Source organism: Pseudomonas sp. C2B4 (assembly GCF_013359695.1).
Lineage (GTDB): Bacteria > Pseudomonadota > Gammaproteobacteria > Pseudomonadales > Pseudomonadaceae > Aquipseudomonas.
The window spans coordinates 71,385-95,489 of record NZ_JABFMU010000020.1; the positions used below are offsets into that span (position 1 = coordinate 71,385).

The window sequence follows — 24,105 nt, forward strand, 5'->3', positions numbered from 1 at the left end:
CACACGGGCGACCATAATGCCGCCCGTTCACTCGCTCAACGGTAAAGGCTGGATATGCAGGAAGACGCCCCAAAAATCGCCAAGGACGCCGCGCCGACCGGCACCCAGACACTGCTTCGCGGGCTGGGTGTGGTTCAAGCCGTGGCCAGTGGCGCCCGCGATCTCAAGGAAATCGCCCGGCTGATCGGCACCACGCGCAGCACCACCCATCGTCTGGCCAGTTGCCTGGTGGATGAGCGTTATCTGCGGGTGGTGCCGCAAGTCGGTTACCTGTTGGGGCCGAAGCTGATCGAGCTGGGGTTTCAGGCGCGCGAAGAGTTGCCGCTGGTGACGCTGGCCGGGCCGTATCTGGATGAACTGTCGGCGTTGACCGGCGACACCATCCACCTGGCGATCCGCGAGGGCGACGAAGTGCTGTACCTGCACAAGAATCCGGGGCGCAACGGTCCGGAAATGCGCTCGCGGGTCGGCCATCGCATGCCGTTGGCGCGCACCGGGATTGGCAAGGCGCTGATGCTCGACGACACGCCGCAGGAGTGGCAACGGCTGTACGAAATCAGCCTGCCTGCCGGTGGGAAAAATCAGTTCTGGCCCCAACACCCGGAGCAATCCTGGGAACAGTTCCAGCAGCGCATGCTGGAATACGTGGCCGGTGGCTACGCCTTCGACCTGGAAGACAATGAGCCGTCGATCCGTTGCGTGGCGGCGCCGATCCGCGATGCCAGCAAACGTATCGTCGCCGGTATCAGCATTGCCAGTACCGTACCGTACATGCCACTGGAAAAAATGGCCGAGCTGATTCCCCTGATCAAAGGGGTTACGACCCGGTTGTCGGCGGAGTTGGGTTTGAAGGTATAAGACGCGAAGGTTTGATCAGGCGCTAATGCGTCTTCCATTACACCGCTTTCGCGAGCAGGCTCGCTCCCACTAGGGAGCAAGGCCTATCAGGTTTCGGCCTTCTTCTCAGCCACACCCAGCTCTTTCAGGCGCTGATCGATCAACTGGCATTTATCCGGCAGATCCTTGGAAGCCGTCCCCAAGTCCATCTTCTGCAGCTCGTCGTTGATTTCCTTGGCCTTGGCCGGGTTCTGCTCGGTGAGCCGGGTGACTTCCTTGGCCAACTGTTCACGTTTGACGGTGGCTTCCTCAGGCGTACAGGCCCAGGCGGGCAGGGCGCAGGCGAGGGTGGTAGCGAGGGTGAGCTTCAGCAGGGTTTTCATCGGTCAGGCCTCGGTTCCGGTTAAGGCGGGTTAATCGGTTGAGGGCCCAAGGGCTGAAAAAGTTCAGACAGATAAATTGGCCTGGGCTGAAGCTATGTCTCAAAAACGCCGCCAACCTACGGTGGGAGCGAGCCTGCTCGCGAAAGCGATCTGCCAGTCAACATCATACTGACTGAGCCACCGCCTTCGCGAGCAGGCTCGCTCCCACAAAGGGCCTGCGGTGCGCCCAGGTCAACCGCCATGACAGCAACTGGATTTCACCGCGTCCTCATACTTGTCGTGATGCCTTACCCACTCCATGATTTCCTCTTCATTGCGTCCTTTGGGCGTCAGGTCGAGGTAGTTGTAGGCGCCAACCAGCAGATCCAGGCCACGAGCATAAGTGGAGTACGTGTGGAAAATCTCACCAGCTTCATCGCGATAAAACACACTGAGCCCCGGGAGTTCTTCTTCTGATCCGTCGGTCTTTTCGTAGTTGTAGGTGGCCTTGCCAGCGGCGACGTCTTCGGCTCGGGCCGTGACGCCGAAGTCGTAGTTGAAATCGCAGCCCTCGGATGACACCCAATCGAATGTCCAGCCCATGCGCCGTTTGAAGGCCTGGAATTCGGCGAACGGTGCGTGGGAAACCGCCACAACAGCCACGTCGTGATGGGCAAGATGCTGATTGGCACCGTCGATATGGTCGGACAGGAACGAGCAACCGGGGCAGCCTTCGTCCCAGCCTTCGGCAAACATGAAGTGGTAGATGACCAGTTGGCTGCGGCCGCGGAAGAGGTCGGCGAGTTTCAGCTCGCCTGTCGGCCCCTGGAAATGGTAGTCCTTGTCGATTTTCACCCAGGGCAGGGCGCGGCGTTCGGCGCTGAGTTTGTCCCGTTCCCGAGTGAACGCTTTTTCGTGGGCCAGATGTTGTTTACGGGCGGCGAGCCATTCTTCCCGGGATACGACGGGATGATTCTGAAGGTTCATAGTGATTTCTCCTGCGTAGGGCTGGGAGGTGACTTTCACAGCCTAGTCGTTTGGCCCCTGCGCAATTCGACATGCCGCCGGTCGGTAGCGATAAAGAAAACGAGCTGAACGGCTACCGACCGTGCAGGTCACAACTTGAGAAGGCCTTCCCAATCACGGGCACCGGAGGTTGAATCAGGATGACGACTTACAACTGGGATTTGATTGAACACTTGTTGCACGAAGTGCAGAACGGTGCAGCCCACTTCACGCCACGCCCTTTTGCGGAACAATACGCGGCGCAGAAAGCGGCACAAGGCGAGGAAACTGAAAACCTCGACCATCTGAAAACAGTGGCCGGTGAGTACGAAAAGTTACTGTTGCTGCGTGGCTATATCGAGCCTCGGCCCGAAGAGCAGGGCGGCACGGGTGCAAACTATATTCTGACCCTGCGAGGTTCGAGGTTGTTGAGCCTGATCGACAGCAGTATTCCCGGTAATGACCATCCGCGTCAGGTGCTGGATGAGCAGGACGATGCACTGGAGGAGCTGACGTTTGATGAGGTGGCCTCGAAGGCGCAGATTGCTTGAGTTATCCACGCCTCCCTTTGTGGGAGCGAGCCTGCTCGCGAATACGGTTTCTCAGCCAATGCATCTCTCGACTGACCCACCGCATTAGCGAGCAGGCTCGCTCCCACAAAGTATGCGCATTGCCATCAACTTTGTTTTGCTGTCTTCAGGCATTTCAAATCACTGAAATCCTTTCTCACACCCTCGATTTTCGTCAGCAACTGCTCACGTTGCTGCGGCGTGCTTTGCGCCATCAAATCCACAAACAGCGAGCGCGCCTGGGCTTCGGTCCTGGCGAAGGCCTGACGATAAGCCGGTGTCCATAGACTCTCGCGCTTGACCAGAAGTATTTCGATTCGCTGTGGAAATTGCGGGCTATGGCGTTGCGCCACGGCCGCGCTGAACTGCTTCTGCCAGTGGATGCGGTTGGCGATCCACTGTGTATTTTGGTCGCCCAGCGCATTGGACCAGGCGACGACACGCTGTTGCTGTGTGGTGCTCAGTGGCCCGAGCCAGGCATCCAGGCGTTTTTCCATGCGCTCGCTGCGTTGCTTGATCTGTTGGTCGAGGGACGGTGTGAGGTATTTCTCCCGGCGTTTACGCTGGTCCTTGGCGAAGGCTTCGTTCATTTCAGCGACCTGGTTATCGTCCAGCCCTTGCAGCAGCTCGATGGCCGACGGGGTGATTTCCTGGGCGGTCTCGGCGATGGCCTGTTCGGCCTCTTCGGTGCGGGCTTGCAGTGCGGCATCTGTGACCTGGTTGGTCGCGATCATGGTTTGCAAGCGGTCCAGCCAGTCGAGGTAGCCCGGCATTTGCGTGGTGCAATGCCAGCTCAGGTGTTCTTTCAGGCGCTCGTTGAACCAGCCTTTTTGCTCGCCGTTCATGTCCAGGTAATCGCTGAGGGTCCAGGGGATGATCACGTCGAGGTTGCGATAGGCCAGGCCCATGCGGTTGCACGCGCCAAGGGCGAGGGCGAAGGTGAGCACGAAGGCGATGCGTTGCAACCAGCGCGACATGGGCGAATCCTTGCGAAAGCCTGGCTTCGGGGTCTGATTCTCATGTGAACGCAGGATGAGCCCGGCAGTTCAGCCGATCAATAGAAGGTGTGCGACAAGATGCCTGCGGACTTTATAAGCGATGGTGTTTTACTGGAGGGAGCGGGGGTGTTGCGGGGGAGGGTTCCAGTCCAAGCGCTTCGAAGCTCAAAGCGCTTGTGGACCAGGTGAGGCAAGCTTTTACTTCTTGGCTCTTACTTCTTGGCTCTTATTTCTTGCCCAGGGTGATCTGCTTGGACGGGCCGAACGTCTGGCCGCTGACGCCTTTGGCAATTTGCTGGATTTCACCGCCGGATTTGAGGAACGCAGCGATCTGGCTGTTGATCGATTCGCTGGTTTCGACGGCTGGAGCTGGCTTTGCTTTGCTGGTGGATGCTTTTACGCGCATGGCGGCCATTAACCTGTAGAAAATTAACTTGGCCAGGCATCGTACAGGAATTGCCTGCAATTTGCTTGGCAAATATCCCACGGATAATCAGGGCGGGTGCGCGATAAAAGGCGGTTTATTATTTTTGGATTTTCTCTAAGTCGCTGTTTTAAATAAAAACGTGGCTTGGAAAAATAGCGATTTGTGCCTGGCGGGCAGCGACGAAAATCATGGGCGTGGTCTGACGAGCGGCCGACCGCGGTCGCGAAACCGAGGAAAATCGAGGCCTTCGCAGGATTTTCTCTCGGCAACGGACCGGCCGCCGAACGCGGCCCGCAAAACCGGGTAGAATGCCGCCCACGTAATGAGGGTATTGGACATGGCTTTAGTCGGGCGTTACAACAGTTTGCAAGTGGTTAAACACACTAACTTCGGTTTATATCTGGACGGTGGCGCGGACGGCGAGATTCTTTTGCCTAATCGTTACATCCCAAAAGATATTCCCAGCGAAGATGAAGACTGGTTAAACGTTTTTGTTTATCTGGATAGCGATGACAAACTTATCGCAACTACCGAGAAGCCGAAAGTTCAAGTTGGTGAGTTCGCCAGTTTGAAAGTCGTTGAAGTCAACAGCATCGGCGTGTTCCTCGATTGGGGCTTGCCGAAAGACCTGTTGCTGCCGTTTTCGGAAGAAAAGCGCCAGATGACGGCCGGTGAATATGTCGTGGTGCATGTCTACCTCGACAAACACACCCGCCGCATCACCGCGACGGCACGCCTGGACCGCTACCTGGACAAGACCCCGGCCAACTACACCCCGGGCCAGGAAGTTGACTTGCTGGTTGCCGAAGCCACCGACATGGGCTTCAAGGCGATCATCAACAACAAGCACTGGGGCCTGATTCACAAGAACGAAATCTTCAAGTTCATGCGCGCCGGCAAAGAAGAAAAGGGCTTCATCAAGGAAGTGCGTGCCGATGGCAAGATCAGCCTGAGCCTGCAACCGGTTGGCCAGGAAGCGGCCACCAGCCTGAACTCGAAGATCCTCGCCAAGTTGCGCGAGAACAATGGCACCCTGCCGGTCAGCGACAAGAGCGACCCGACGCTGATCAGCAGTATGTTCGGCGTCAGCAAAGGCAACTTCAAGAAAGCCATCGGGGCGTTGTACAAGAACGGCCAGATCGTCATTCATGCCGATCGCATTGAATTGAGCTGATACCGAGGCGGCAATTTCTGCCTGACTGGTTAATAATCGCCAGCATCATTTTTGCCCCGGCCATGTGCCGGGGTTTTGCTTTTAATTTCGAGTCACTGCCATGGATTGTATTGTCGAGGTCTTCCGGTGAGCGCCACCCGGCGTAGCGCCGATGGGTTTGCCCTGCAGGTGATGCTGGGGTTGTGCCTGGTCTGGGGTGTTCAACAGGTCATGATCAAGTGGGCGGCGCCCGACATCGCGCCGGTCATGCAGGCGGCCGGGCGTTCGGGCATGTCGGCGTTGCTGGTGGGGTTGTTGATCTGCTGGAAGGGCGGTTGGGATCAGGTGGGCAGCACCTGGCGCGGTGGCCTGTTGGCGGGTGCCTTGTTCGGTCTGGAGTTTTTCTTCATTTCCGAAGGGCTGCAATTGACCACGGCCGCGCATATGTCGGTATTCCTCTACACCGCACCGATTTTCACCGCGCTGGGCGTGCATTGGCTCTTGCCGAGCGAACGTTTGCGGCCAGTGCAGTGGCTGGGGATCTTTCTCGCTTTCATCGGTATTGCCATCGCATTTGCCGGTGGCATGTCCTGGGACAACCTCGATTACCGCATGTTGATGGGCGATGCGCTGGGCGTACTGGCCGGTGCGGCCTGGGGCGCGACCACGGTCGTGGTGCGCGCTTCGCGGTTGTCGGAGGCGCCTGTGACCCTGACGCTGTTCTATCAGTTGATCGTTGGCTTTGTCGGCTTGCTGCTGATCGCACTCCTGAGCGGTCAGATCACCCATGTCAGCCTGACCACCGTGGCGGTGGCCAGTGTGCTGTTTCAAGGTGTGGTGGTGTCGTTCTTCAGCTACCTGATCTGGTTCTGGCTCTTGCGTCGTTATCTTGCCGCGAACCTGGCGGTGTTTTCATTCATGACGCCGCTATTCGGCGTCACGTTCGGCGTGGTGTTGCTGGGTGAGAAACTGACCCTGAACTTCATCATCGGCGCGGTGTTGGTGCTGCTGGGCATCACATTTGTCAGCGCCGAACAGTGGGTGCGCCGCCGTTTGCGCAGAGCCCTTGGGCAGCATTGAGCGGGGCGACCAGCAAACTGCCGGCGATCAGCAGGCCCACGCCGGCGATCAGCAGCGCGGGTTGCAAGCCGCCGCTGAAATGGCTGCTCAACGAGGCCAGCAACGGGCCACTGAGCTGTCCCACGGCGAAGCACGCGGTCAGTAGTCCGGCGTTGCGCTGGCTGGCATGGGGCGCAATCTCCCGGGAGCGTTGCATCACCAGTTGCATGCAGGCCAGGAACGGCGTGCCACACAGTATCACTCCCAAGGCCAGTCCTGCCGCATTGCCCAACAGGCAAGCGAAGACCCCGGCGGCTTGCATCCACAAGGTCGCCGTCAACCATTGACGGGTCGTGTCGGCGCCTTGCCGGCGCAAACTCACCAATACCACGCCGGTCGCTGCCGCCAGACCGAAGCACGGCCAGAACAGATCGGCTTGCCATTGGCCATGGAACTGCGTGTTGGCCATCTGCGACAGGAACGTCGCCGGGATGATGTAACCCACGCCATATAACGCATAGACCACACTCAAGCGGCCGACGCCTTGGTTGGCTGAAGCGGCGAGGCTGGCTGCAGCCGCCACGGTCACGGGCGGTTGCGGCAGAATGCGCACGATTCCCAGCAGCATCATCAGGGCGACCGCGGCATACACCAGCCACAAAGTAGCGGACGTCTGACCCCGCAGATTCGAGCCCAAGGCCAACAATCCTGTCAGAAAAATCCCCAGGCCCGGTCCGGCAAAAACCAGCGCACCGAGTCGTGGACGTCCCACAGCGGTGGCCAACGGCTGGCTCAGCGCAGTGATCATGACCAGCACCCAGGCGCTGGCCACGCCCGTTCCGAAGCGCAGGATCAGGTGCGACCAGAAACCGTGGGCCCAGAACGAGGCGAGCGTCAGCAACACGCACAGCCACAATCCGCCCAACAGACGGCGTCGGACTTGCGTGGGACGACGGGAAAACATCGCATCCACGGCACCGATGAAATAACCGAGGTAATTGGCGGCAGCAATCAGGCCGGCGGCGGTGAGATCAATCTGACCCTCACTGATCAGATGCGGCAATTGTGGCGTCAGGGCGAAACGGCCGATGCCCATGGCCATCATCAGGGCGATAAAACTGGCGAACAAGCGAATCAAGGGAGACATGGTCCGGGCTCCAAAAGAGGCTCAATGACCGTCAGGCTAAGATCGATTGACTTTCTTTAAAAATGAATAATATTGAGAAACTTGTTCTTATTAGGAGAATGTCGTGGAGTTCAGCCAGTTGCGGATCTTCCAGGCTGTTGCCCAGGAAGAGTCCATCACCCGTGCCGCCGAGCGCCTGCATCGGGTGCCGTCCAATCTGTCGACCCGGCTCAAGCAGCTTGAAGAGCAGTTGGGCGTCGAACTGTTCGTTCGCGAGCGTCAGCGTTTGCAGTTGTCACCTGCGGGAAAGGTCCTGATGGACTACACCGCCAAGTTGTTCGCCCTGCATGACGAAGCCCATGCCGCTGTACAGGGCGGGCAACCCGCCGGCGACTTCGTGCTCGGCACCATGTACAGCACGGCTGCCATTCACCTGCCGGCCCTGTTGGCGCGTTATCACCGGCGTTACCCGGCCGTGAACCTGCAAGTGCAGTCCGGGCCCAGCGGCGAGCTGCTCGAGGGACTGATCACCGGCCGGCTCGATGCGGCGCTGGTGGATGGCCCGCCGGAACTGGCGGTGCTCGATGGCGTTTTGTTGTGTGAAGAACGGTTGGTGCTGATCAGCGAGGCCGAACATCCGCCGGTGTTGAGCGCAAGGGATGTAGAAGGTCGTTCGGTGTTCACGTTTCGCCAGGGCTGTTCCTATCGCATGCGTCTCGAATCCTGGTTTTCCCACGATCACGCGGCCATGGGCCGGGCGATCGAGATCGAGTCCTATCCAGGGATGCTCGCCTGTGTGATTGCCGGCTCCGGCGTGGCGCTGATGTCGGAGTCGATGCTGGCCAGCCTGCCGGGCCGTGAAAGCGTGGCGGTGCACCCGTTGCCGGAACCCTTTGCCACGGCGACGACCTGGCTGATGTGGCGCAAGGGCATGATGGGCGCCAACCTGAACGCGTGGATCGAGGAGCAACAGGCGCTCTTTCCGTCGGCGCAACGCCAGGCCCGGGCGATTGCGTGATTTAATGCCGTCGGATTGTGATCGATTCAGTAACAGATCATTGCCACTTTCGGCGAGCATTGCTCAGGACTTCGGACTATTATCAGTTCGAAGCGGCTACAGAATTCCGGTCGCTCGGCACTACCCTGAAGGGGGCATCATGAAAGAGAAAATCCAAAACTGGCTGCATGACCTGGGTGTCGCGCTCGGTTTGATCGAACCGCCTCTGCAACCTGTGCCCATTCGTACCGACGACGAACAACGCCGACGCCAGCAGCGTCGCCGGTAAGCACGAAGCGCTTAGCGAAAGGGTTTTGTGGTGAGGGGTTTCTGTGGCGAGGGGATTTATCCCCGTTGGGCTGCGGAGCAGCCCCCAACACATTAACCAGGTTGTATCTGGCGGACTGCGTCAAGCGACTCAGGGCTGCTCCGCAGTCCAAACGGGGATAAATCCCCTCGCCACAGGCTGTGTGTTCGCCACATCAGTTCTTGTTGCCATCTGACAACCCGTCTCAATGCCGCCCGATCTCCATCAAAAACCGGCTCAAGTCATTCGCAGTCCTGGCTGTCTTGAGCATCCGGTCTTCCTCGGCGGTAAACGCCGTCAATCCGAGTTCGTCTTCCAGATGGAAGATCAGCTCTTCGATATCCGTTTTATCCAATCCCAACTGCACCAGGCTGGCGTTGTCGTCGAAGTCATCCTGACCTTCCAGCAAGCGACTGATGTAGCGATGCACGGCGGCGCGGATGGCGGCTTTTTTCATGAGGGTTCTTCAAGGGCTTTATTGTTGTTGGCCCTGGCGTTGAGTACAGCAGGCTTCAGTCGTGCGAGCGCTGCCACTCGTCAATCATGTGGCGCAGATGCTCTCCGGAAAAACTGCCGAAATGGCCGCCATGCACCGTGCGGATCGGCAGGGCGCGCAAGCGCTGCAGGCTGCGGGCGTAGTCTTCGAGGTTGGAGTGGTAGGCGTCTTCGATCAGAGGGCCGTCGTAGATGATGTCGCCACTGAACAGGGTCTCGGTCGCCGCTTCATACAGGCTGATACCGCCCGGCGAATGTCCCGGCGTATGCAGTACTTGCAGCACACGATTGCCCAGGTCCAGCACATCACCTTCTTCGATCATGCCCGTCGCTGGTGCGGCCTTGACCCGGTATTCGGCGTAGCACAATGGACAATCGGGGTGTGCCTCGAACATGTCGTCGCCGACAAACGCCCGACTCAAATCGTTTTCGCCGTCCGGTGCGGCAAGGATCTGCGCTTCGGCCGGGTGCACCAGGCGCTCGGCGAATTCGTGGTGCCCGGCGATGTGGTCGAAATGGCAATGGCTGGCCACCGCCACCAGGGGCCGCTCGGTGATCCAGGGCAATTGCTCGCGCAGGCTGACCAGCCCGGATCCGCTGTCCAGCAACAGGTCTTTGTCACGCCCCTGTATATGCCAGAGGTTGCAGCGATAAAAGGGGCGGATGTAGGGCTCGTGAATCAGGCGGATGCCGTCGCTGAGTTGTTTGACCTCGAACCACTGATCGCGAGAAACAATCTTCATCAGGGGTTTTCTCCAGACGAAAAAAAACGGGTGTGGCAACCGACGCCACACCCGTCGAAGAAAGCATCAAGTCGTTATATTCAGCTTAGATGGCGTTCGCCACCGCAGCCGGGCGACGGGACATCAGACTGACCACCACGAAGCTCACCAGACTGGCTACCAGGCTGTAGTAGATCGGGGTGTTGGCATCCAGACCGTCCTTGACCATGAACAGCAGGGCGGTGGCAAAGCCCAGGCCCATGCTGGCGATGGCGCCGGCGGTGGTTGCGCGTTTCCAGAAGATCGCACCGATCAGCGGAACCAGCATGCCGCCAACCAACAGGTTGTAGGCCAGGGTCAGGGCGCTGATCACATCGTTCACCACCAGGGCGATACCCAGTACGACAATACCGGTCAGCAGGGTCACCAGACGGTTGAGGCCCAGGCTCGACTCTTTACCGCCACGCAGTTTCGGCAGCAAGTCTTCGCTCAGGGTGGTAGCGGCAGCCAACAGGCCGGCGCTGGCGGTGGACATCATGGCGGCCAGTGCGGCAGCGATGACCAGGCCACGGATACCGTCCGGCAGGGACAGTTTCACGATCGCGGCGAACGCGTTGTTGACGTTGTCCAGATCCGGGATCAGGACGTGAGCCGCCATGCCGATCAGGGCGCAGGCCAGACCGTAGATGATGCAGTAGATACCGGCAGCGGTACCGGCGTATTGCGCGACTTTGGCGGTCTTGACGGTGAACACCCGTTGCCAGATGTCCTGACCGATCAGGATGCCGAAGAAGTAGATCACGAAGTAGGTGATGATGGTATCCATGCCGATGGTGGTGAAGCTGAAGCTCGACGCCGGCAGTTTGGTCACCAGCTCATCCCAGCCGCCGACGCGGTACAGGCAGATTGGCAACAGGATGAACATCAGGCCCACGGTCTTGATCACGAACTGGACGATGTCGGTCAGGGTCAGGGACCACATGCCGCCGATCGCCGAATAAATCACCACCACGCCACCGCCGACCAATACCGACAGCCAGAACGGCAGGTCGAACAGCACTTGCAGTACGGTGCCGATTGCCAGGATCGAAACCACGCCGATCATAAGTGCATACGCCAGCATGATCACCGCGCTCGCCGAGCGGGCCATCGGGTTGTAGCGTTTTTCCAGCACCTGGGTGACGGTGTAGATCTTCAGTTTCAACAGCGGCTTGGCGAGGAACAGGTTCAGCGCGACGATCCCGCAACCCAGCGCGGCGCAGAGCCAGAAGCCGGAGATGCCGTGCACGTAGCCCAGGCGTACGGTGCCCACGGTGGACGCGCCACCCAGGACGGTGGCCGCCATGGTGCCCATGTACAGGGTCGGACCGAGGTTACGACCGGCAACCAAAAACTCTTCGTTGGTCTTGGCCTTGCGCATGCCGTAATAGCCGAGTATCAGCATCGCGGCGGCGTAGATGAGTACGACGAATAAATCCAAAGCCATGATGGCGTGTCTCCGATTGTCTTTTTTATGTTGAAACTAAAAATCAATTCCCGAGGAAACTTCAATCCCTGTGGGAGCGTGGCTTGCCCGCGAAAAGGGCACCGCGCTCCGTCAGGCAGACCGCGTCATCGTTCTTCGCGGGCAAGCCTCGCTCCCACAGGTCATGCGTTGACCACAGGTAATGCGTTTATCAGGCGACTTGTCGCATCGCCGGTTTAGCGAGCGAATCCGTGCTCTTGCTGCGTGGATCATTCGGGCCGAACACCGCAGTCGATTCCGGGAACAGGCTCAGCAATACCAGGTACACCACCGAGGCCAGGCCCAGTGTCACCGGCAGGCTGATATCGATACCGCCCGCCATTTCGCCCAGTGGACCGACAAACTGCCCAGGCAGGTTCACGAAGCACAGGCCGACGGCCGCGCTCGGGATCCAGGCGCCCAGGCCACGCCAGTTCCAGCCATGGGTGAACCAGTAACGGCCACCTTTTTCGCCACGGGTGAACACTTGCAGGTCATCCGGGCAGTAGAAACCGCGACGGACCAGCAGGCCGATGATCATGATCACCATCCACGGAGTGGTGCAGGTGATGATCAGTACGGCGAAGGTCGACACGCTCTGCACCAGGTTGGCCGCGAAGCGCCCGATGAAGATGAAGGCAATCGACATCACGCCGATCAGCAGTGTGGCCTTGACTCGCGACAGGACCCGTGGAAACACGCTGGACATGTCCAGCCCGGTGCCATACAGCGAGGTGGTGCCGGTGGACATGCCGCCGATCACCGCAATCAGGCACACCGGCAGGAAGAACCAGCTCGGCGAAACGGCCAGCAAGCCGCCCACATAGTTGTTGGCCGCGATGTAGTCCGGGGCCTTGACCGCTACGATGGTGGCGGTGATCAGGCCGAACAGGAACGGAATCAGCGTGGCCAGTTGCGCGGCGATCACTGACGCCATGATCCGGCCCTTTGGCGTTTCGCGCGGAATGTAGCGCGACCAGTCGCCGAGGAACGCCCCGAAGGAAATAGGGTTGCTCATGGCCACCAGTGCCGCACCGATAAACGCCGCCCAGAAACCGGCCTGACCCATGGCTACGGTACCGGCGTACTGGCTGTCGAATGCAGGAGCGAAGGCGAAAACGCCCAGCAGGAACAACAGGCTGGCCGCCCATACCGCAATGCGGTTGACCCACAGCATGAAGCGGAAACCGTAGATGCACACCGTCAATACCAGCAACGCGAACAAACCGTAGGCCAAGCCCAGGGTCAGGTCGGTTTCCGGCAGGTTGATCAGGCGTTTGGCGCCGCCCACCAGTGCGTCGCCCGAACTCCAGACGGAGAGCGAAAAGAACGCAATGGCGGTCAAAAGCGACAGGAACGAACCCACGATCCGCCCGTGCACGCCGAAGTGTGCACCGGAAGATACAGCGTTGTTGGTACCGTTGATCGGCCCGAACAGACCCATCGGTGCCAGGATCAGTGCACCGAGCACCACGCCCAGCACAATCGCCCAGACGCCCGCCTGGAAAGACAGGCCGAACAGTACCGGGAAACTGCCGAGAACGGCGGTGGCAAAGGTGTTGGCGCCGCCGAAGATCAGGCGAAACAGGTCGCTTGGCCGGGCGTCGCGCTCATTGTCCGGGATCTGTTCGACCCCGTTTGTTTCGATGCTGCTAAGGCTTTTCTCGTTGTTTTTGTTATTCATGATCTGCTCCGATCATAAAGGCGCGCTCATCGTGCGTAAGCGTCACCTGTGTTGGCTAAGGGGTTGGCAGCCCTTCCGGCATGGCGGACAAATGTTCGTGACAGGCCAGCCATAGGCCTTGTTGTTCTTGGCCAGACGCTTGTTTCTTGAAAACAATCGTCTCGCGCTCCTGGCTGAAGTGTTGCTCCCCTTGCATGCGCAGCTCGGTGGCCACGTCATGGATGAAAATCGCCACGTCACCCTGCAGGCTGACGAAGGCGTTGCTCGACGTGCACGACAGCACTTCGAAGCCATCCTCGGCGCGCCAGCTGTCCCACAACGCCTGATAGGCATCGCGCGACAGCAGGGGCTGTTCGAGGGTGTAGAAAACAAAGCTCGCATCGGCGCTGAACGCGCCGAAGTAGGCTTCGCGATCGTTACGGGCGAAGGCGGACACCAGATCGGCAGCCGCTTTCAAAACCTGATCACGTTCGGTCATGACCAACCCTCAGCGGTGGACTACGCCAGGCAGTACGCAGAGCATTTCGTACAGCAGGTTGGCGGCCAGCAGCGAGGTGTTGCCGGTGGTGTCGTAAGCGGGCGAGACTTCTACCAGATCGCAACCGACCAGGTCGAGGCCTTGGCAGCCGCGAACGATTTCAATCGCCTGAATGGTCGTCAGACCACCGATTTCCGGGGTGCCGGTGCCTGGTGCCCACGCCGGGTCGATGCCGTCGATGTCGAAACTCAGGTAAACCGGGCCGCCGCCGACTTTCTCGCGAACTTCGGCCATCAGCGGTGCCAGGGATTTGTGCCAGCACTCTTCAGCCTGCACCACGCGGAAGCCCTGGTTGCGGCTCCAGTTGAAGTCGTCAGCGGTGTAGCCCTGGGCGCGCAGGCCGATTTGCACAACGCGGTCCGGGTCGATCAGGCCTTCTTCGACGGCGCGACGGAAGGTGGTGCCGTGGGCGATTTTCTCGCCGAACATGTGATCGTTCACATCGGCGTGGGCGTCGATGTGCACCAGGCCGACCTTGCCGTGCTTCTTATGGATGGCACGCAGGATAGGCAGGGTGATGGTGTGGTCGCCGCCCAGGGTCAGGGGGATCACATCGTGTTCGAGAATATTGTCGTAGGACTCTTCGATGATCCGTACGGCATCCAGCAGGTTGAAGGTGTTGATCGCCACGTCGCCGATGTCGGCAACCGACAGCGAGTCGAACGGAGCAGCGCCGGTGGCCATGTTGTACGGGCGGATCATCACCGATTCAGCGCGGATGTCGCGTGGCCCGAAACGGGTGCCAGGACGCAGCGAGGTACCGATGTCCAGGGGCACGCCTACGAAGGCAGCGTCCAGACCGGCAGCGGTAGGTACATGGGGGAGTCGCAGCATGGTGGCGATGCCGCCGAAGCGCGGCATTTCGTTGCCGCCCAGTGGTTGGTGAAGAATCTTGTCCACGGGTAGGGCCTCATCATCATTGTTTTATTTATGCAGGCAGCCGTTCACGGAAGGCTCAGGCACTGCTTTGGGCCGATTCTGCGAAATGTAGTGGCCGGGAAGAATCGCTACGCGCAAATACTTAGTTCAGATTTTTCTAAACTAATGGCCGGCGGGAAGATAGACTTGCGGCCATGTGCCGCACTCTGTGGCCAACAGCACCTGTGGCAGGGGATTTACCTGTGGCGAGGGGATTTATCCCCGTTCGGCTGCGTAGCAGCCGTAAATACAGCGCACGCAGTGCATCTGACACACCGATGTGCAGATCCGGGGCGGCTTCGCCACCCAGCGGGGATAAATCCCCTCGCCACAACAGCAAGATGCATGACCGTGCAATTGGAGCCCCCATGGCCAACGCTTTACCCGACCTGAAACTATTGCGCATTTTCGTCAGCGTGGTGCGTCATCAGGGATTCGCCAACGCCCAGCAGGAGCTCAACCTCTCGACGTCGGCCATCAGCACTTACATGAGCCAGCTCGAGTCGGCGCTGGGCCTGGTGCTGTGCCATCGCGGTCGTGGCGGGTTCAGCCTGACCAGCAAGGGCGAGTTGTTCCATCAGGAAACCCTGCGCCTGCTCGGCGAGCTGGAAGGTTTCGAACAATACGCCGCCGCGCTCAAGGGCGAATTGCGCGGCACACTGAACCTGGGCGTGATCGACTCCACGGTCAGCGACAAAGCCTTGCCGTTCGCCGAAGCCATCGGCGCCTACAGCCAGGAACACCCGGCGGTGCATTTGCATTTGTCGGTGATGAGCCCCTATGAGCTGCAACTGGGTGTGCAGGACAACCGTCTCGACCTGGCCATCGGTGCGTTTTCCACGCGCATGAGCGGTCTGGTGTACATGCCGCTGTACCGCGAACAGCACTGGTTGTATTGCAGCACGCGGCATCCGCTGTTCAACGAGCGGCGCATTCCCGAACAGGTCATCACCCAGCAGCGCATGGTCGGTCGCGGCTACTGGAGCCAGGCCGAACTGGCTCGGCATGGCTTCAAGCACAGCGCCGCGACGGTGGAGAGTATGGAGGCGCAGCTGATCCTGGTGCTGTCCGGCGCCTACATCGGTTACTTGCCGGAGCACTATGCCCAGGCCTGGGCCGACAAGGGCGATCTGCGTGTGCTGTTGCCGGCCACCTTCGGTTACCAGGCGCCATTCTCGATGATCGTGCGCCGGGGACGCAGCCGCGAACCGCTGATCCAAACGTTCCGCGATCTGCTCAAAGCGCAGCTCAATCAGGTTTAAGACGATGTCCAGAATCCAGTGCCCGCGTTGCCTGCGTCCGCAAACCCACTGCCTGTGCCCACTGATCCCCAGCCTCGACAGTCGCACCCGAGTCTTGCTCTTGCAGCATCCCAGCGAAGTGAATCATGCGTTGAACACCGCGCGGTTGGCAGCGTTGGGCTTGAACAATGCCGAATTGATCGTCGGTGAGGTATTCGAAGACCTGCCGACGCTGTTGAATCAGCCGGGGTATCAGGCGCGGTTGTTGTTTCCCGGCGACGATGCGCAGCCGATGCAGACGTATACCGAATCCGATGAGCCGTTGCTGCTGGTGGTACCGGACGGCACCTGGCGCAAGGCGCGCAAGATGTTGCACCTGAACCCGCTGCTGGCGGCGTTGCCCAGGGTCACCCTGGCCGGGGGGGGCGTGTCCCGTTATCGGCTGCGCAAGGCGCCGGGGCCGGGAGCGTTGTCGACGGTGGAGGCGATCGTGCAGGCGCTTCAGGTGCTGGAAGCCCCGGCTTCATTTGAACCTTTGTTGAAGCCGTTCGAGGCGTTGATCGAGGGACAGATTGCGGCGATGGGGGAGGAGACTTTCCTGCGTAATCATGGGGCGAAATAGTCGGTGATGATGCGGGCCTCTTCGCGAGCAGGCTCGCTCCCACAGTGATCGGGTTCTTCCGGAAGAAATGCGATTCCCTGTGGGAGCGAGCCTGCTCGCGAAAGCGATAGAACAATCCCCCAAAATATCTGATCGAGATTACCTTTCCCGCATCGCCTCAGTCCGCGCTTTCAGCACTGGCTTGAGCAGGTAATCCAGCACCGTCTTCTCCCCGGTAATAATGTCCACCGTCGCCACCATCCCCGGAATGATCAGCAAGGGTTTCACGTCCCCGCCCAAATGGTTTTTATCGGTGCGCACCTGGATCAGGTAGAAGCTGTTGCCCTTGTCATCGGTGATGGTGTCGGCGCCGATCAACTCCAGTTTCGCGCTCAGGCCGCCATAGATGGTGTAGTCGTAGGCGGTGAACTTGACCATGGCTTTTTGCCCCGGATGCAGGAACGCCACGTCCTGTGGCCGTACTTTGGCCTCGATCAGCAGGTTGTCTTCCAGGGGCACGATTTCCACCATGTCGCTGCCCGGTTGCACCACGCCGCCAATGGTATTGACCTTCAGCACCTTGATGATGCCCTTGACCGGCGAAGTCACGGTGGTGCGGGTCACGCGGTCGTCGATGGCAATGCTCGACGCCGTGATTTTCGACAGGTCGGTGCGTTTTTCATTCAGCTCCTTGGCCGCTTCCGAGCGGAAGCTTTGTTCCGACTCGTCGATCTTGCTCTTGATCTCGGCCATCGCCGATTCCGCCCGGGGAATTGCCAGGGTGGTGGCGTTCAACGAGCCGCGGATTTCCACGGCGCTGCGCTTGAGCCGCAGGATCTCTACCGGCGACACGGCACCGGTCTTGACCAGTGGTTCGGACATGGCCATCTCTTGATTGACCAGCGCCAGGCTTGAACTGTATTGCCCGGCTTTCGAGCGAAATTCCGCCAGTTCCTGGGTTTTTTGCCGAAGTTGTTCACTCAGCGTGCGCTGTTCGCTGGCCAGTCGCCGTTGCCGTTGTTCGTACAGCGAGCGTTCGTCTTCGGCCACTTGCGGTGCCTTGGCGATCACTTCGTCCGAGAGTTTGAATGGCCGGCCTTCGGCTTCCGCCGACAGCCGCTCGACCTGCGCGGTCAGTGCATAACGATCGGCCTCGCTTTCGCCCTTGTTCGACAGGTAGCGCGTGTCATCCAGGCGCAACAGGGTGTCGCCCTTGTTCACCATTTGCCCTTCACGCACGAAGATCTCGGTGACGATGCCGCCTTCAAGGTTCTGGATCACTTGCACCTTGCTCGACGGAATCGCCTTGCCTTCGCCCATGGTCACTTCCTGCAACACGGCGAACTTGGCCCAGACCAGTGCGCTGATCAGCAGCGCCGCCGCCAGCCACACGGTGATCCGCGACCAGCGCGGCGAATCCTGTAGCGAGGCACCGGCGGTTTCCGGCATGAATTCGACTTCGGCGCTCTTTGAAAAGCTGTTGAAGTACCCACGTTCATTCGATTTCACAAGCGGGGAATCAGGCATGGGCAGCTCCTAGACCGCGGCAGAGCCGACGCGGCCCTTGCGCAGTGCATCGATGACCGCTTCTTTTGGGCCGTCGGCGACGATCCGCCCGTTATCCAGCACGATCAGCCGATCCACCAGACTGAGCATCGAGGTACGGTGGGTGACCAGCAGCACGGTTTTGCCCTGGACCCAGCCGTGGAGTTTTTGTCGCAGTACGTCTTCGCTGCTGTTGTCCATGGCACTGGTGGGCTCGTCGAGCAGCATGATCGGCGGGTCCAGCAACAAGGCCCGGGCCAGCAACACAGCCTGGCGTTGACCGCCAGAGAGCAATTGACCGCGCTCGCCCACGGGCCGGTCGAAGCCCTGCGGGTGTTGCCGGGCCAGCTCGGTGACACCAGTCAATTCCGCCACTTCCAGCATGCGTGCATCGCTGATGTAGCGTGCGCCAAGGGTCAGGTTGTCGCGCAGGCTGCCGGCCAGCAGCGGCAGGTCGTGGGCGACGTAGCCGATCTGATGGCGCAGGTCGGCGACGTCCAGTTGTCGCAGGTCCAGGCCATCGAGCAACAACTGGCCTTCCGCAGGCTCATAGAAACCCATCACCAGCCGCGCCAGGGTACTTTTGCCCGAGCCACTGCGACCGATGATGCCGATCCGTTCACCGGGTTTCACGCTGAAGCTGACATTGGCCAGCGCCGGGGCATTCTGGCCGTTGTAGTGGAAGGTCACGCCGGTCACATCCAGCGCGCCTTGCAATTGCGTGCGTTCCAGCGGCCGTTGCCGGGCGTCCCGCTCCTGGGGCAGCGACATCAGCGCATCGGTGCTTTTCATGGTCAGTTGCGCTTGCTGGTAGCGGGTGATCAGCCCGGCGATTTGCCCCAGTGGCGACAACACCCGGCTGCCGAGCATGTAAGTGGCCACCAGCGCACCGACGCTCAGGTTGCCGGCGATGATGCTGTAGACCCCGGCGACGATGGTCGCCATGCCGGAAAACTGTTGGATGAACAGCGTGCCGTTGGTGGCCAGCGCTGCCAGGTTGCGGGCGTGGCTGTCGAGGCGGGTGAGGGCGCCGTGGGTGCTTTCCCATTTGTGCTGGCGCTCGCTTTCGGCGCTGCAGGCCTTGAGGGTTTCCAGGCCGCCGAGGGTTTCGATCAGCAGGGCCTGGCGTTCGGCCCCCAGGGTCAGGCTCTTTTGCACGGTGTCGCGCAGGCGGGCCTGAATCACCATGGCAAAAATGATGGTGATCGGAAATGCCAGGATCGGGATCACCACCAGCCAGCCGCCGAGCAGGCCGATCACCAGCAGCATCAGCAGGGCAAAGGGCAGATCGATCAGGCTGGTGAGCGTGACGGCGGTGAGAAACTCCCGCAGACCCTGGAAATCATGAATGCTCTGGGCAAACCCACCGATGGTCGCCGGACGCGCTTTCATCGCCATGCCGGTGATGCGTTCGAACAGGGTCGCGGACAGAATCACGTCGGTTTTTTTTCCGGCGGAGTCGAGTAAGTGCGCCCGCACCACGCGCAGCACCAATTCGAAAGCGGTACCGATCAGCAAACCGATGGACAGCACCCACAGGGTCGAGGTGGCCTGGTTTGGCACCACGCGATCGTAGGTCTGCATGACGAACAGAGGGACCATCAGGCCCAGCAGGTTGATCAGGAAACTTGCCAGGATGGCGTCGCTGTATAGCCATTTTGACAGCTTCAGGGTGTCGCGAAACCAGGCCTGCACCCGCGGCACCAGTGGCGAACGCAGGTCTTCGAGTTCATGCCGTGGCCGGGCGAACAGGGCCTGGCCAGCGTAATGCTCTGCAAGATCTTCGGGGCTGATCCATTGTTCGCCGCCGTCGGCTTCGCTGGGCAGGATCAGCACCCGGCCGCCATCGCCGATGCGTCGCATAACGGCCGTGCGGCCATTGTTCAGCAACAGCAGCACGGGCAGGTTGAGCGGGGAAATATCCTTGAGGTCGCGGCGCAGCAAGCGCGCCTGCAAACCGGCCCGGGCCGCTGCGCGGGGCAGCAGGTCCAGGCTCAAGCGTTGGTGTGCCATTGGCAGCCCGGCACTGAGGCTGGCGCGACTGACCGTCGCGCCGTGGAGTTTGCAGAGGATCAACAGACCGTCCAGAAGCGGGTCATCGAAACTCAGGCGCGGATCGACACCAGTATTTCCGGGTTCCATGCTGGTCACATTGATCGCTCCCTTATTTTTACTGTAGGAGCGAGCTTGCTCGCGATGAACCTAAGAGCGCCGCGGGGTGTGAGGCTTCCCGCGCCATCATTGGCGATCATCGCGAGCATGCTCGCTCCTACAGGGGACCTTATTTGAGTTCAGGCAGACGAGCTTCACTTTTGACTTCGGCCTGGGCGATCGCATCGGCGGGCAGCACCACCCGCTGTTTGCTCAACAACTGGCCCATGTTCGCCAATACACGGTACATCGAAAACTCCTCGGTGTAGCGTACTTCGGTGTAGCGGCGGTTGGCGTTGTAGAGTTCGTTTTCACTGTCCAGCAGGTCGAGCAGGGTACGTTGACCCAGACCGAACTGATCCTGATAGGCCATGCGCACGCGCTTGCTGGTTTCGGCGTATTCACGGGCGGTCGGGGTTTGTTTCTTGGCATTGACCATGGCGTTCCAGGCCAGGTGGATGTTTTCGTTGAGCTGGCGCAGGGCATTGTTGCGGATGTCCATTGCCTGATTGATCTTGTGCGCGTCGGACTGCAGGCGCGCCTTGTCACTGCCGCCACGGAACAGGTTGTAGTTCATCACCACGCCGACCCGCCATTCGTTGTCATGGCCCTCTTCGCCGGCAATGTTGTTGTTCGCGCCCACCGCCGCTTCGGCGTCCAGGCGTGGGTAGAACGGCGACTTGGCGACTTCGTACTGGCTCTCGGCCGATTGCACGTCGGCCTGGGCGGATTTCAGGTAGGGGTTGTTGTCCACCATGCTTTGCTGGGCTTCCTGCAAGGTGGCCGGCAGTTCACCGCGGGTCGAGGGCGGCGCTTCCAGTTCATCGGGCAGGCGCCCGACGACGGCGTAGAAATTCGACTCGGCGTCGGCCAGGTCCACTTCGGCGGTGTCGAGGTTGTTCTCTGCCAGTGCCCGACGAGCGGTGGACTGATCGGCGTCGGCATTACTGCCGACACCGCGCTGGGTACGCAGGCCGATCTGGTCGTTGACCCGCAGGTGCGCCTGCAGGTTGTTCTTGGCCAGCGTCACCAGTTCGCGGCGCTTGAGCACATCGAGGTAAACCTCGATGGTGCGCAGGGCCAGGTCCTGGGCGGTACCCTGGGCGTAATAGGCCCGGGAGTTGACCACGCCTTTGGTGCGCTCGACCTCGTTGGCGGTATTGAAGCCATCGAAGAGCATCTGCCGCAGGCGCAGTTCCGATTGGGTGTAGTTGAGGATTTCCGTGTGGTGATTACCGAACGCCCGGGTATTGGTGTTATCGCTGTACCCGCGCCCGTAGGCGGCGTTCAAATCAACGGAAGGATAAAAGCCCCCCTTGGCGACCTTTACGTCTTCATCAGCCGACAGACGGCTGTCCACCCGCGACGCCAGCTCCGGGTGGGTCGCGATGGTGCTCTGGATCGCTTCGGTCAGAGACATGGCTTGGGCTTGAGATGTGCAGGCCATGGCCAATAGAACCGCACTGCAAAGGGGGGTTAAAAGGCGCATGGTGAATCTCCCTGAGTCCTGATGGTTCTTTATTCGTCGCCAATTATTTGACGACTTTTATGGGTAAACCGTTTCACCCTCTTAACAACAGAGCTAAGAACATTCTGGAGAGAAGCTAAGAAATATTTCTCATAAGGCTTATGCCAAAAAAAACTTATGCGCTTCGCTAAATCCAGCACATTGTTCATCTCGAAAGCCCTTGATTTATGAGCTTTAGGGCGCTCATCAGGGCAGCTGAAAAGTTCCGATCCACTTATCGACATAGGGCGGAGAAGTGCTGGAGGGGAGGGACGCGTAACGGAATACTGGTGACAGAATTTTGTCACTCTGGTGATTCAGGACTGTTACGCATCGCTCGCAGGGCAAGTTGTCTCGGAAGTGGAACTCGATGCCCTTGATCGCAAAGGGTTTTGTTCCCGCCGTAGACGACGCCCGTGAGCAACACGCTGGGCGAGGATGTCGCCGGGGCAGCGGCTTACTCAAGTAAGGCCGCTGACCGGCAGGCGATCCGCCGGGTAACCCGTTTGAGCCATCCATAAGCATGCTCTCCGCAACAAAAAAAGGTGCCGACAGCGGTTGGCAGCGGAGGAAATGCACATGGCTACGCTCATCGGTATCGTCAGTAAAGTCATCGGTCAGGTGTTCGCAGTGGGGGGCGACGGCACCCGTCGCGTGCTGATCGAGGGCGACCGATTGTTCGCCGGTGATCAACTCAATACCGGGGCCGAAGGCGCCGTGGCAGTGCAACTGCAAAATGGCCAGGAGCTGACCCTCGGACGCGGCAGCAGCCTGCAAATGAATGCTCAGTTGCTGGCGAATCAATCGCCTCACCTGGATACGGGTGAGGCGGTGACACCGAGCCAGGCGCAACTGAGCGATGTCGAGCAACTGCAAAAAGCCATTGCTGCCGGTGACGACCCGACGCAGACCGCTGAAGCCACGGCGGCCGGACCGGGCTCGACCGGGCCTGGCGGTGCCGCAGGCGGGGGCCACAGTTTTGTATTGCTTGAAGAAGTAGGCGGCCGGGTCGATCCGACCATTGGCTTCCCCACCGCCGGATTCAATGGCATTCCCGAGCTTCCAGAAGAACGGCACGATGGCGATGCCAACATCGACGCGGCCAGCGATACGCCGGTGATCACCCCCGTCGTGAACAACCCCGTCACGCTGACCGGTCTGTCGGTGCAGGGTGGCGAACTGACCCTCAACGAAGCCAACCTGCCCGACGGTTCGGCGCGCAATCCCGGTGCGCTGACCCAGAACGGCACGTTCACCGTCTCGGCACCAGACGGGCTGACCAGCCTGAGCATCGGCGGGATCAACATCATCACCGGCGGTGTCGCCGTGGGCTTTCCGCAGTCGATCACCACCGCGCTGGGCAGCACCCTGACCATCACCGGCTACAACCCGGCCACTGGCGTGGTGAGCTACAGCTACACCCTCAACGGCAGCGAAACCCATTCGTCCGGCAACGGCACTACCCTCAGCGAACACTTCACCGTGGTGGCCGGCGACAGCAATGGCGACACCGCGACGGGTTCTCTGGACGTCAACATCACCGACGACGTGCCTAAAGCAATCGACGACAAAAACGGCACGGCGTCGGAAAACCAGCTTGTCCTCAATGGCAACGTACTGACCAATGACGTGCAGGGTGCGGACCGTGTCGCGGTGGGGGAAAACGCCGGCCCGATCACCCCCGGCACTTTCGTCGGTAAATACGGCACCCTGGTGCTCAATGCCAATGGCACTTACACCTACACCCTGAACACCAACGATGCAGACTTCAAAGCCCTGCACGGCGGTGGCAATGGCACCGAGTCCTTCACCTACACGCTCACCGATGCCGACGGCGATACCAGCACCGCCAACCTGGTGCTGAACATCCACAACGACGACGATGGGGTGACCCTCAACGGCCTGAACGTCGAAGGCGGCGAACTGACCGTTTACGAGAAAAACCTCAGCGACGGCACCAGCCCCAATGCCTCCGCGCTGACCCAAAGCGGCACCTTCACCGTCTCCGCGCTGGATGGCCTGCAAACCCTGACCGTGGGTGGAATCACGGTCGTCAGTGGTGGTGTGGCCGCCGGCTTCCCGCAGTCGATCACCACCCCGCTGGGCAGCACCCTGACCATCACCGGCTACAACCCGGCCACCGGCGTAGTCAGCTACAGCTACACCCTGGTGGACAACGAAGCCCATCCGACCGCCAACGGAGCCAACAGCATCACCGAGAATTTCAATGTCGTCGCGACCGATACCGATGGCAGTACCGCCTCGGGGCAGATCAACGTCAACATCGTCGATGACTTGCCGACCGCCAAGGCGGACCACGATTCGGTCCAGGAGGGCGGCACTGTCAGTGGCAACGTGC

The 24,105-nt window shown here is 60.1% G+C and carries 23 protein-coding genes and 1 pseudogene; 9 read left to right on the forward strand and 15 right to left on the reverse strand.

The features are described from left to right. Window positions 1–54 precede the first annotated feature (54 nt). Window positions 55–858, forward strand: coding sequence for an IclR family transcriptional regulator (locus tag HNQ83_RS15230; protein ID WP_175389723.1), 804 nt, complete (start codon window positions 55–57; stop codon window positions 856–858). Between the two features lie 86 nt (window positions 859–944). Here HNQ83_RS15230 and HNQ83_RS15235 read toward each other — a convergent pair whose 3' ends face one another. Together HNQ83_RS15235 and HNQ83_RS15240 are read right to left on the reverse strand one after the other, a co-directional pair. Then, window positions 945–1,220, reverse strand: coding sequence for a hypothetical protein (locus HNQ83_RS15235; RefSeq protein WP_175389724.1), 276 nt, complete (start codon window positions 1,218–1,220; stop codon window positions 945–947). A gap of 231 nt (window positions 1,221–1,451) precedes the next feature. Beyond that, on the reverse strand, window positions 1,452–2,186 hold the full coding sequence (locus tag HNQ83_RS15240) for a thioredoxin family protein (RefSeq protein WP_175389725.1): 735 nt from the start codon (window positions 2,184–2,186) through the stop codon (window positions 1,452–1,454). A 179-nt stretch (window positions 2,187–2,365) separates the two neighbouring features. Here HNQ83_RS15240 and HNQ83_RS15245 point away from each other — a divergent pair, with 179 nt between their 5' ends. Continuing rightward, window positions 2,366–2,755, forward strand: a complete 390-nt coding sequence (locus HNQ83_RS15245) for a transcriptional regulator (RefSeq protein ID WP_175389726.1) — start codon at window positions 2,366–2,368, stop codon at window positions 2,753–2,755. A gap of 125 nt (window positions 2,756–2,880) precedes the next feature. Here the strand turns inward: HNQ83_RS15245 and HNQ83_RS15250 are convergent, their stop codons facing one another. Both HNQ83_RS15250 and HNQ83_RS15255 read right to left on the reverse strand, forming a co-directional pair. Next, entirely contained in the window at window positions 2,881–3,750 is an 870-nt protein-coding gene (locus HNQ83_RS15250) for a DUF6279 family lipoprotein (RefSeq protein ID WP_175389727.1), read from the reverse strand. A 247-nt stretch (window positions 3,751–3,997) separates the two neighbouring features. Beyond that, complete coding sequence (locus HNQ83_RS15255) at window positions 3,998–4,186, reverse strand: hypothetical protein (protein WP_015096330.1); 189 nt, start codon at window positions 4,184–4,186, stop codon at window positions 3,998–4,000. Window positions 4,187–4,535: 349 nt separating this feature from the next. On the opposite strand from HNQ83_RS15255, the gene HNQ83_RS15260 reads away from it, so the two are divergent. Continuing rightward, a complete protein-coding gene (locus HNQ83_RS15260) occupies window positions 4,536–5,372 on the forward strand; it encodes a S1 RNA-binding domain-containing protein (protein WP_175389728.1) in 837 nt (278 codons plus the stop codon). A gap of 126 nt (window positions 5,373–5,498) precedes the next feature. Beyond that, a complete protein-coding gene (locus HNQ83_RS15265) occupies window positions 5,499–6,431 on the forward strand; it encodes an EamA family transporter (protein ID WP_175389729.1) in 933 nt (310 codons plus the stop codon). On the opposite strand, the gene HNQ83_RS15270 is transcribed toward HNQ83_RS15265, so the two are convergent. Continuing rightward, a complete protein-coding gene (locus HNQ83_RS15270) occupies window positions 6,376–7,557 on the reverse strand; it encodes an MFS transporter (RefSeq protein ID WP_175389730.1) in 1,182 nt (393 codons plus the stop codon). The two genes, HNQ83_RS15265 and HNQ83_RS15270, sit on opposite strands and share 56 nt — an antisense overlap. A gap of 103 nt (window positions 7,558–7,660) precedes the next feature. Between HNQ83_RS15270 and HNQ83_RS15275 the strand changes: the two genes are divergently transcribed. Next, window positions 7,661–8,554, forward strand: a complete 894-nt coding sequence (locus HNQ83_RS15275; RefSeq protein ID WP_175389731.1) for a LysR substrate-binding domain-containing protein — start codon at window positions 7,661–7,663, stop codon at window positions 8,552–8,554. Between the two features lie 139 nt (window positions 8,555–8,693). Continuing rightward, the gene (locus HNQ83_RS31205) at window positions 8,694–8,822 is read left to right on the forward strand and encodes a PA1414 family protein (RefSeq protein ID WP_007914492.1); all 129 of its coding nucleotides are present in this window, start codon (window positions 8,694–8,696) and stop codon (window positions 8,820–8,822) included. Between the two features lie 223 nt (window positions 8,823–9,045). Here HNQ83_RS31205 and HNQ83_RS15280 read toward each other — a convergent pair whose 3' ends face one another. From HNQ83_RS15280 to speB, 6 genes are all read right to left on the reverse strand, one after another. Then, window positions 9,046–9,297, reverse strand: coding sequence for an acyl carrier protein (locus HNQ83_RS15280; protein WP_175389732.1), 252 nt, complete (start codon window positions 9,295–9,297; stop codon window positions 9,046–9,048). A gap of 55 nt (window positions 9,298–9,352) precedes the next feature. Then, window positions 9,353–10,078 (reverse strand): MBL fold metallo-hydrolase, encoded by a 726-nt coding sequence (locus tag HNQ83_RS15285; protein ID WP_175389733.1) that lies wholly within the window; start codon window positions 10,076–10,078, stop codon window positions 9,353–9,355. Window positions 10,079–10,163: 85 nt separating this feature from the next. Next, on the reverse strand, window positions 10,164–11,543 hold the full coding sequence (locus HNQ83_RS15290) for a sodium:solute symporter (protein ID WP_175389734.1): 1,380 nt from the start codon (window positions 11,541–11,543) through the stop codon (window positions 10,164–10,166). Window positions 11,544–11,733: 190 nt separating this feature from the next. After that, the gene (locus HNQ83_RS15295; RefSeq protein WP_175389735.1) at window positions 11,734–13,245 is read right to left on the reverse strand and encodes a cytosine permease; all 1,512 of its coding nucleotides are present in this window, start codon (window positions 13,243–13,245) and stop codon (window positions 11,734–11,736) included. Between the two features lie 55 nt (window positions 13,246–13,300). Beyond that, window positions 13,301–13,723: a nuclear transport factor 2 family protein gene (locus HNQ83_RS15300; RefSeq protein ID WP_096512884.1), complete on the reverse strand. Its 423-nt coding sequence runs from the start codon at window positions 13,721–13,723 to the stop codon at window positions 13,301–13,303. A gap of 9 nt (window positions 13,724–13,732) precedes the next feature. Then, window positions 13,733–14,683: an agmatinase gene (gene speB / locus HNQ83_RS15305; protein WP_150770002.1), complete on the reverse strand. Its 951-nt coding sequence runs from the start codon at window positions 14,681–14,683 to the stop codon at window positions 13,733–13,735. 386 nt (window positions 14,684–15,069) lie between these two features. Here speB and HNQ83_RS15310 point away from each other — a divergent pair, with 386 nt between their 5' ends. Further along, window positions 15,070–15,963: a LysR family transcriptional regulator gene (locus HNQ83_RS15310; RefSeq protein ID WP_150770003.1), complete on the forward strand. Its 894-nt coding sequence runs from the start codon at window positions 15,070–15,072 to the stop codon at window positions 15,961–15,963. Between the two features lie 4 nt (window positions 15,964–15,967). Continuing rightward, on the forward strand, window positions 15,968–16,564 hold the full coding sequence (locus HNQ83_RS15315; protein ID WP_175389736.1) for a tRNA-uridine aminocarboxypropyltransferase: 597 nt from the start codon (window positions 15,968–15,970) through the stop codon (window positions 16,562–16,564). A 138-nt stretch (window positions 16,565–16,702) separates the two neighbouring features. On the opposite strand, the gene HNQ83_RS15320 is transcribed toward HNQ83_RS15315, so the two are convergent. From HNQ83_RS15320 to HNQ83_RS15330, 4 genes and pseudogenes are all read right to left on the reverse strand, one after another. After that, a complete protein-coding gene (locus HNQ83_RS15320) occupies window positions 16,703–18,070 on the reverse strand; it encodes an HlyD family type I secretion periplasmic adaptor subunit (protein WP_175389737.1) in 1,368 nt (455 codons plus the stop codon). 9 nt (window positions 18,071–18,079) lie between these two features. After that, window positions 18,080–20,239 carry a type I secretion system permease/ATPase gene (locus HNQ83_RS15325; RefSeq protein ID WP_175389738.1) on the reverse strand — a complete coding sequence of 720 codons (2,160 nt, stop codon included), beginning with the start codon at window positions 20,237–20,239 and terminating at the stop codon, window positions 18,080–18,082. Between the two features lie 20 nt (window positions 20,240–20,259). Beyond that, window positions 20,260–20,349, reverse strand: a pseudogene (locus tag HNQ83_RS31210) (outer membrane lipoprotein carrier protein LolA); the annotation flags it as partial. Between the two features lie 20 nt (window positions 20,350–20,369). Continuing rightward, a complete protein-coding gene (locus HNQ83_RS15330; RefSeq protein ID WP_175389739.1) occupies window positions 20,370–21,728 on the reverse strand; it encodes a TolC family outer membrane protein in 1,359 nt (452 codons plus the stop codon). Between the two features lie 597 nt (window positions 21,729–22,325). On the opposite strand from HNQ83_RS15330, the gene HNQ83_RS15335 reads away from it, so the two are divergent. Next, window positions 22,326–24,105: retention module-containing protein (locus HNQ83_RS15335; protein WP_175389740.1), on the forward strand; the 1,780-nt coding region annotated here is incomplete at its 3' end.

Excerpts from the sequence above, each read along its gene's own strand:
- HNQ83_RS15230 (WP_175389723.1), top strand. The coding sequence starts at position 55 with ATGCAGGAAGACGCCCCAAAAATCGCCAAGGACGCCGCGCCGACCGGC.
- HNQ83_RS15235 (WP_175389724.1), bottom strand. The coding sequence starts at position 1,220 with ATGAAAACCCTGCTGAAGCTCACCCTCGCTACCACCCTCGCCTGCGCC.
- HNQ83_RS15240 (WP_175389725.1), bottom strand. The coding sequence starts at position 2,186 with ATGAACCTTCAGAATCATCCCGTCGTATCCCGGGAAGAATGGCTCGCC.
- HNQ83_RS15245 (WP_175389726.1), top strand. The coding sequence starts at position 2,366 with ATGACGACTTACAACTGGGATTTGATTGAACACTTGTTGCACGAAGTG.
- HNQ83_RS15250 (WP_175389727.1), bottom strand. The coding sequence starts at position 3,750 with ATGTCGCGCTGGTTGCAACGCATCGCCTTCGTGCTCACCTTCGCCCTC.
- HNQ83_RS15255 (WP_015096330.1), bottom strand. The coding sequence starts at position 4,186 with ATGGCCGCCATGCGCGTAAAAGCATCCACCAGCAAAGCAAAGCCAGCT.
- HNQ83_RS15260 (WP_175389728.1), top strand. The coding sequence starts at position 4,536 with ATGGCTTTAGTCGGGCGTTACAACAGTTTGCAAGTGGTTAAACACACT.
- HNQ83_RS15270 (WP_175389730.1), bottom strand. The coding sequence starts at position 7,557 with ATGTCTCCCTTGATTCGCTTGTTCGCCAGTTTTATCGCCCTGATGATG.
- HNQ83_RS31205 (WP_007914492.1), top strand. The coding sequence starts at position 8,694 with ATGAAAGAGAAAATCCAAAACTGGCTGCATGACCTGGGTGTCGCGCTC.
- HNQ83_RS15280 (WP_175389732.1), bottom strand. The coding sequence starts at position 9,297 with ATGAAAAAAGCCGCCATCCGCGCCGCCGTGCATCGCTACATCAGTCGC.
- HNQ83_RS15285 (WP_175389733.1), bottom strand. The coding sequence starts at position 10,078 with ATGAAGATTGTTTCTCGCGATCAGTGGTTCGAGGTCAAACAACTCAGC.
- HNQ83_RS15290 (WP_175389734.1), bottom strand. The coding sequence starts at position 11,543 with ATGGCTTTGGATTTATTCGTCGTACTCATCTACGCCGCCGCGATGCTG.
- HNQ83_RS15295 (WP_175389735.1), bottom strand. The coding sequence starts at position 13,245 with ATGAATAACAAAAACAACGAGAAAAGCCTTAGCAGCATCGAAACAAAC.
- HNQ83_RS15300 (WP_096512884.1), bottom strand. The coding sequence starts at position 13,723 with ATGACCGAACGTGATCAGGTTTTGAAAGCGGCTGCCGATCTGGTGTCC.
- HNQ83_RS15310 (WP_150770003.1), top strand. The coding sequence starts at position 15,070 with ATGGCCAACGCTTTACCCGACCTGAAACTATTGCGCATTTTCGTCAGC.
- HNQ83_RS15315 (WP_175389736.1), top strand. The coding sequence starts at position 15,968 with ATGTCCAGAATCCAGTGCCCGCGTTGCCTGCGTCCGCAAACCCACTGC.
- HNQ83_RS15320 (WP_175389737.1), bottom strand. The coding sequence starts at position 18,070 with ATGCCTGATTCCCCGCTTGTGAAATCGAATGAACGTGGGTACTTCAAC.
- HNQ83_RS15330 (WP_175389739.1), bottom strand. The coding sequence starts at position 21,728 with ATGCGCCTTTTAACCCCCCTTTGCAGTGCGGTTCTATTGGCCATGGCC.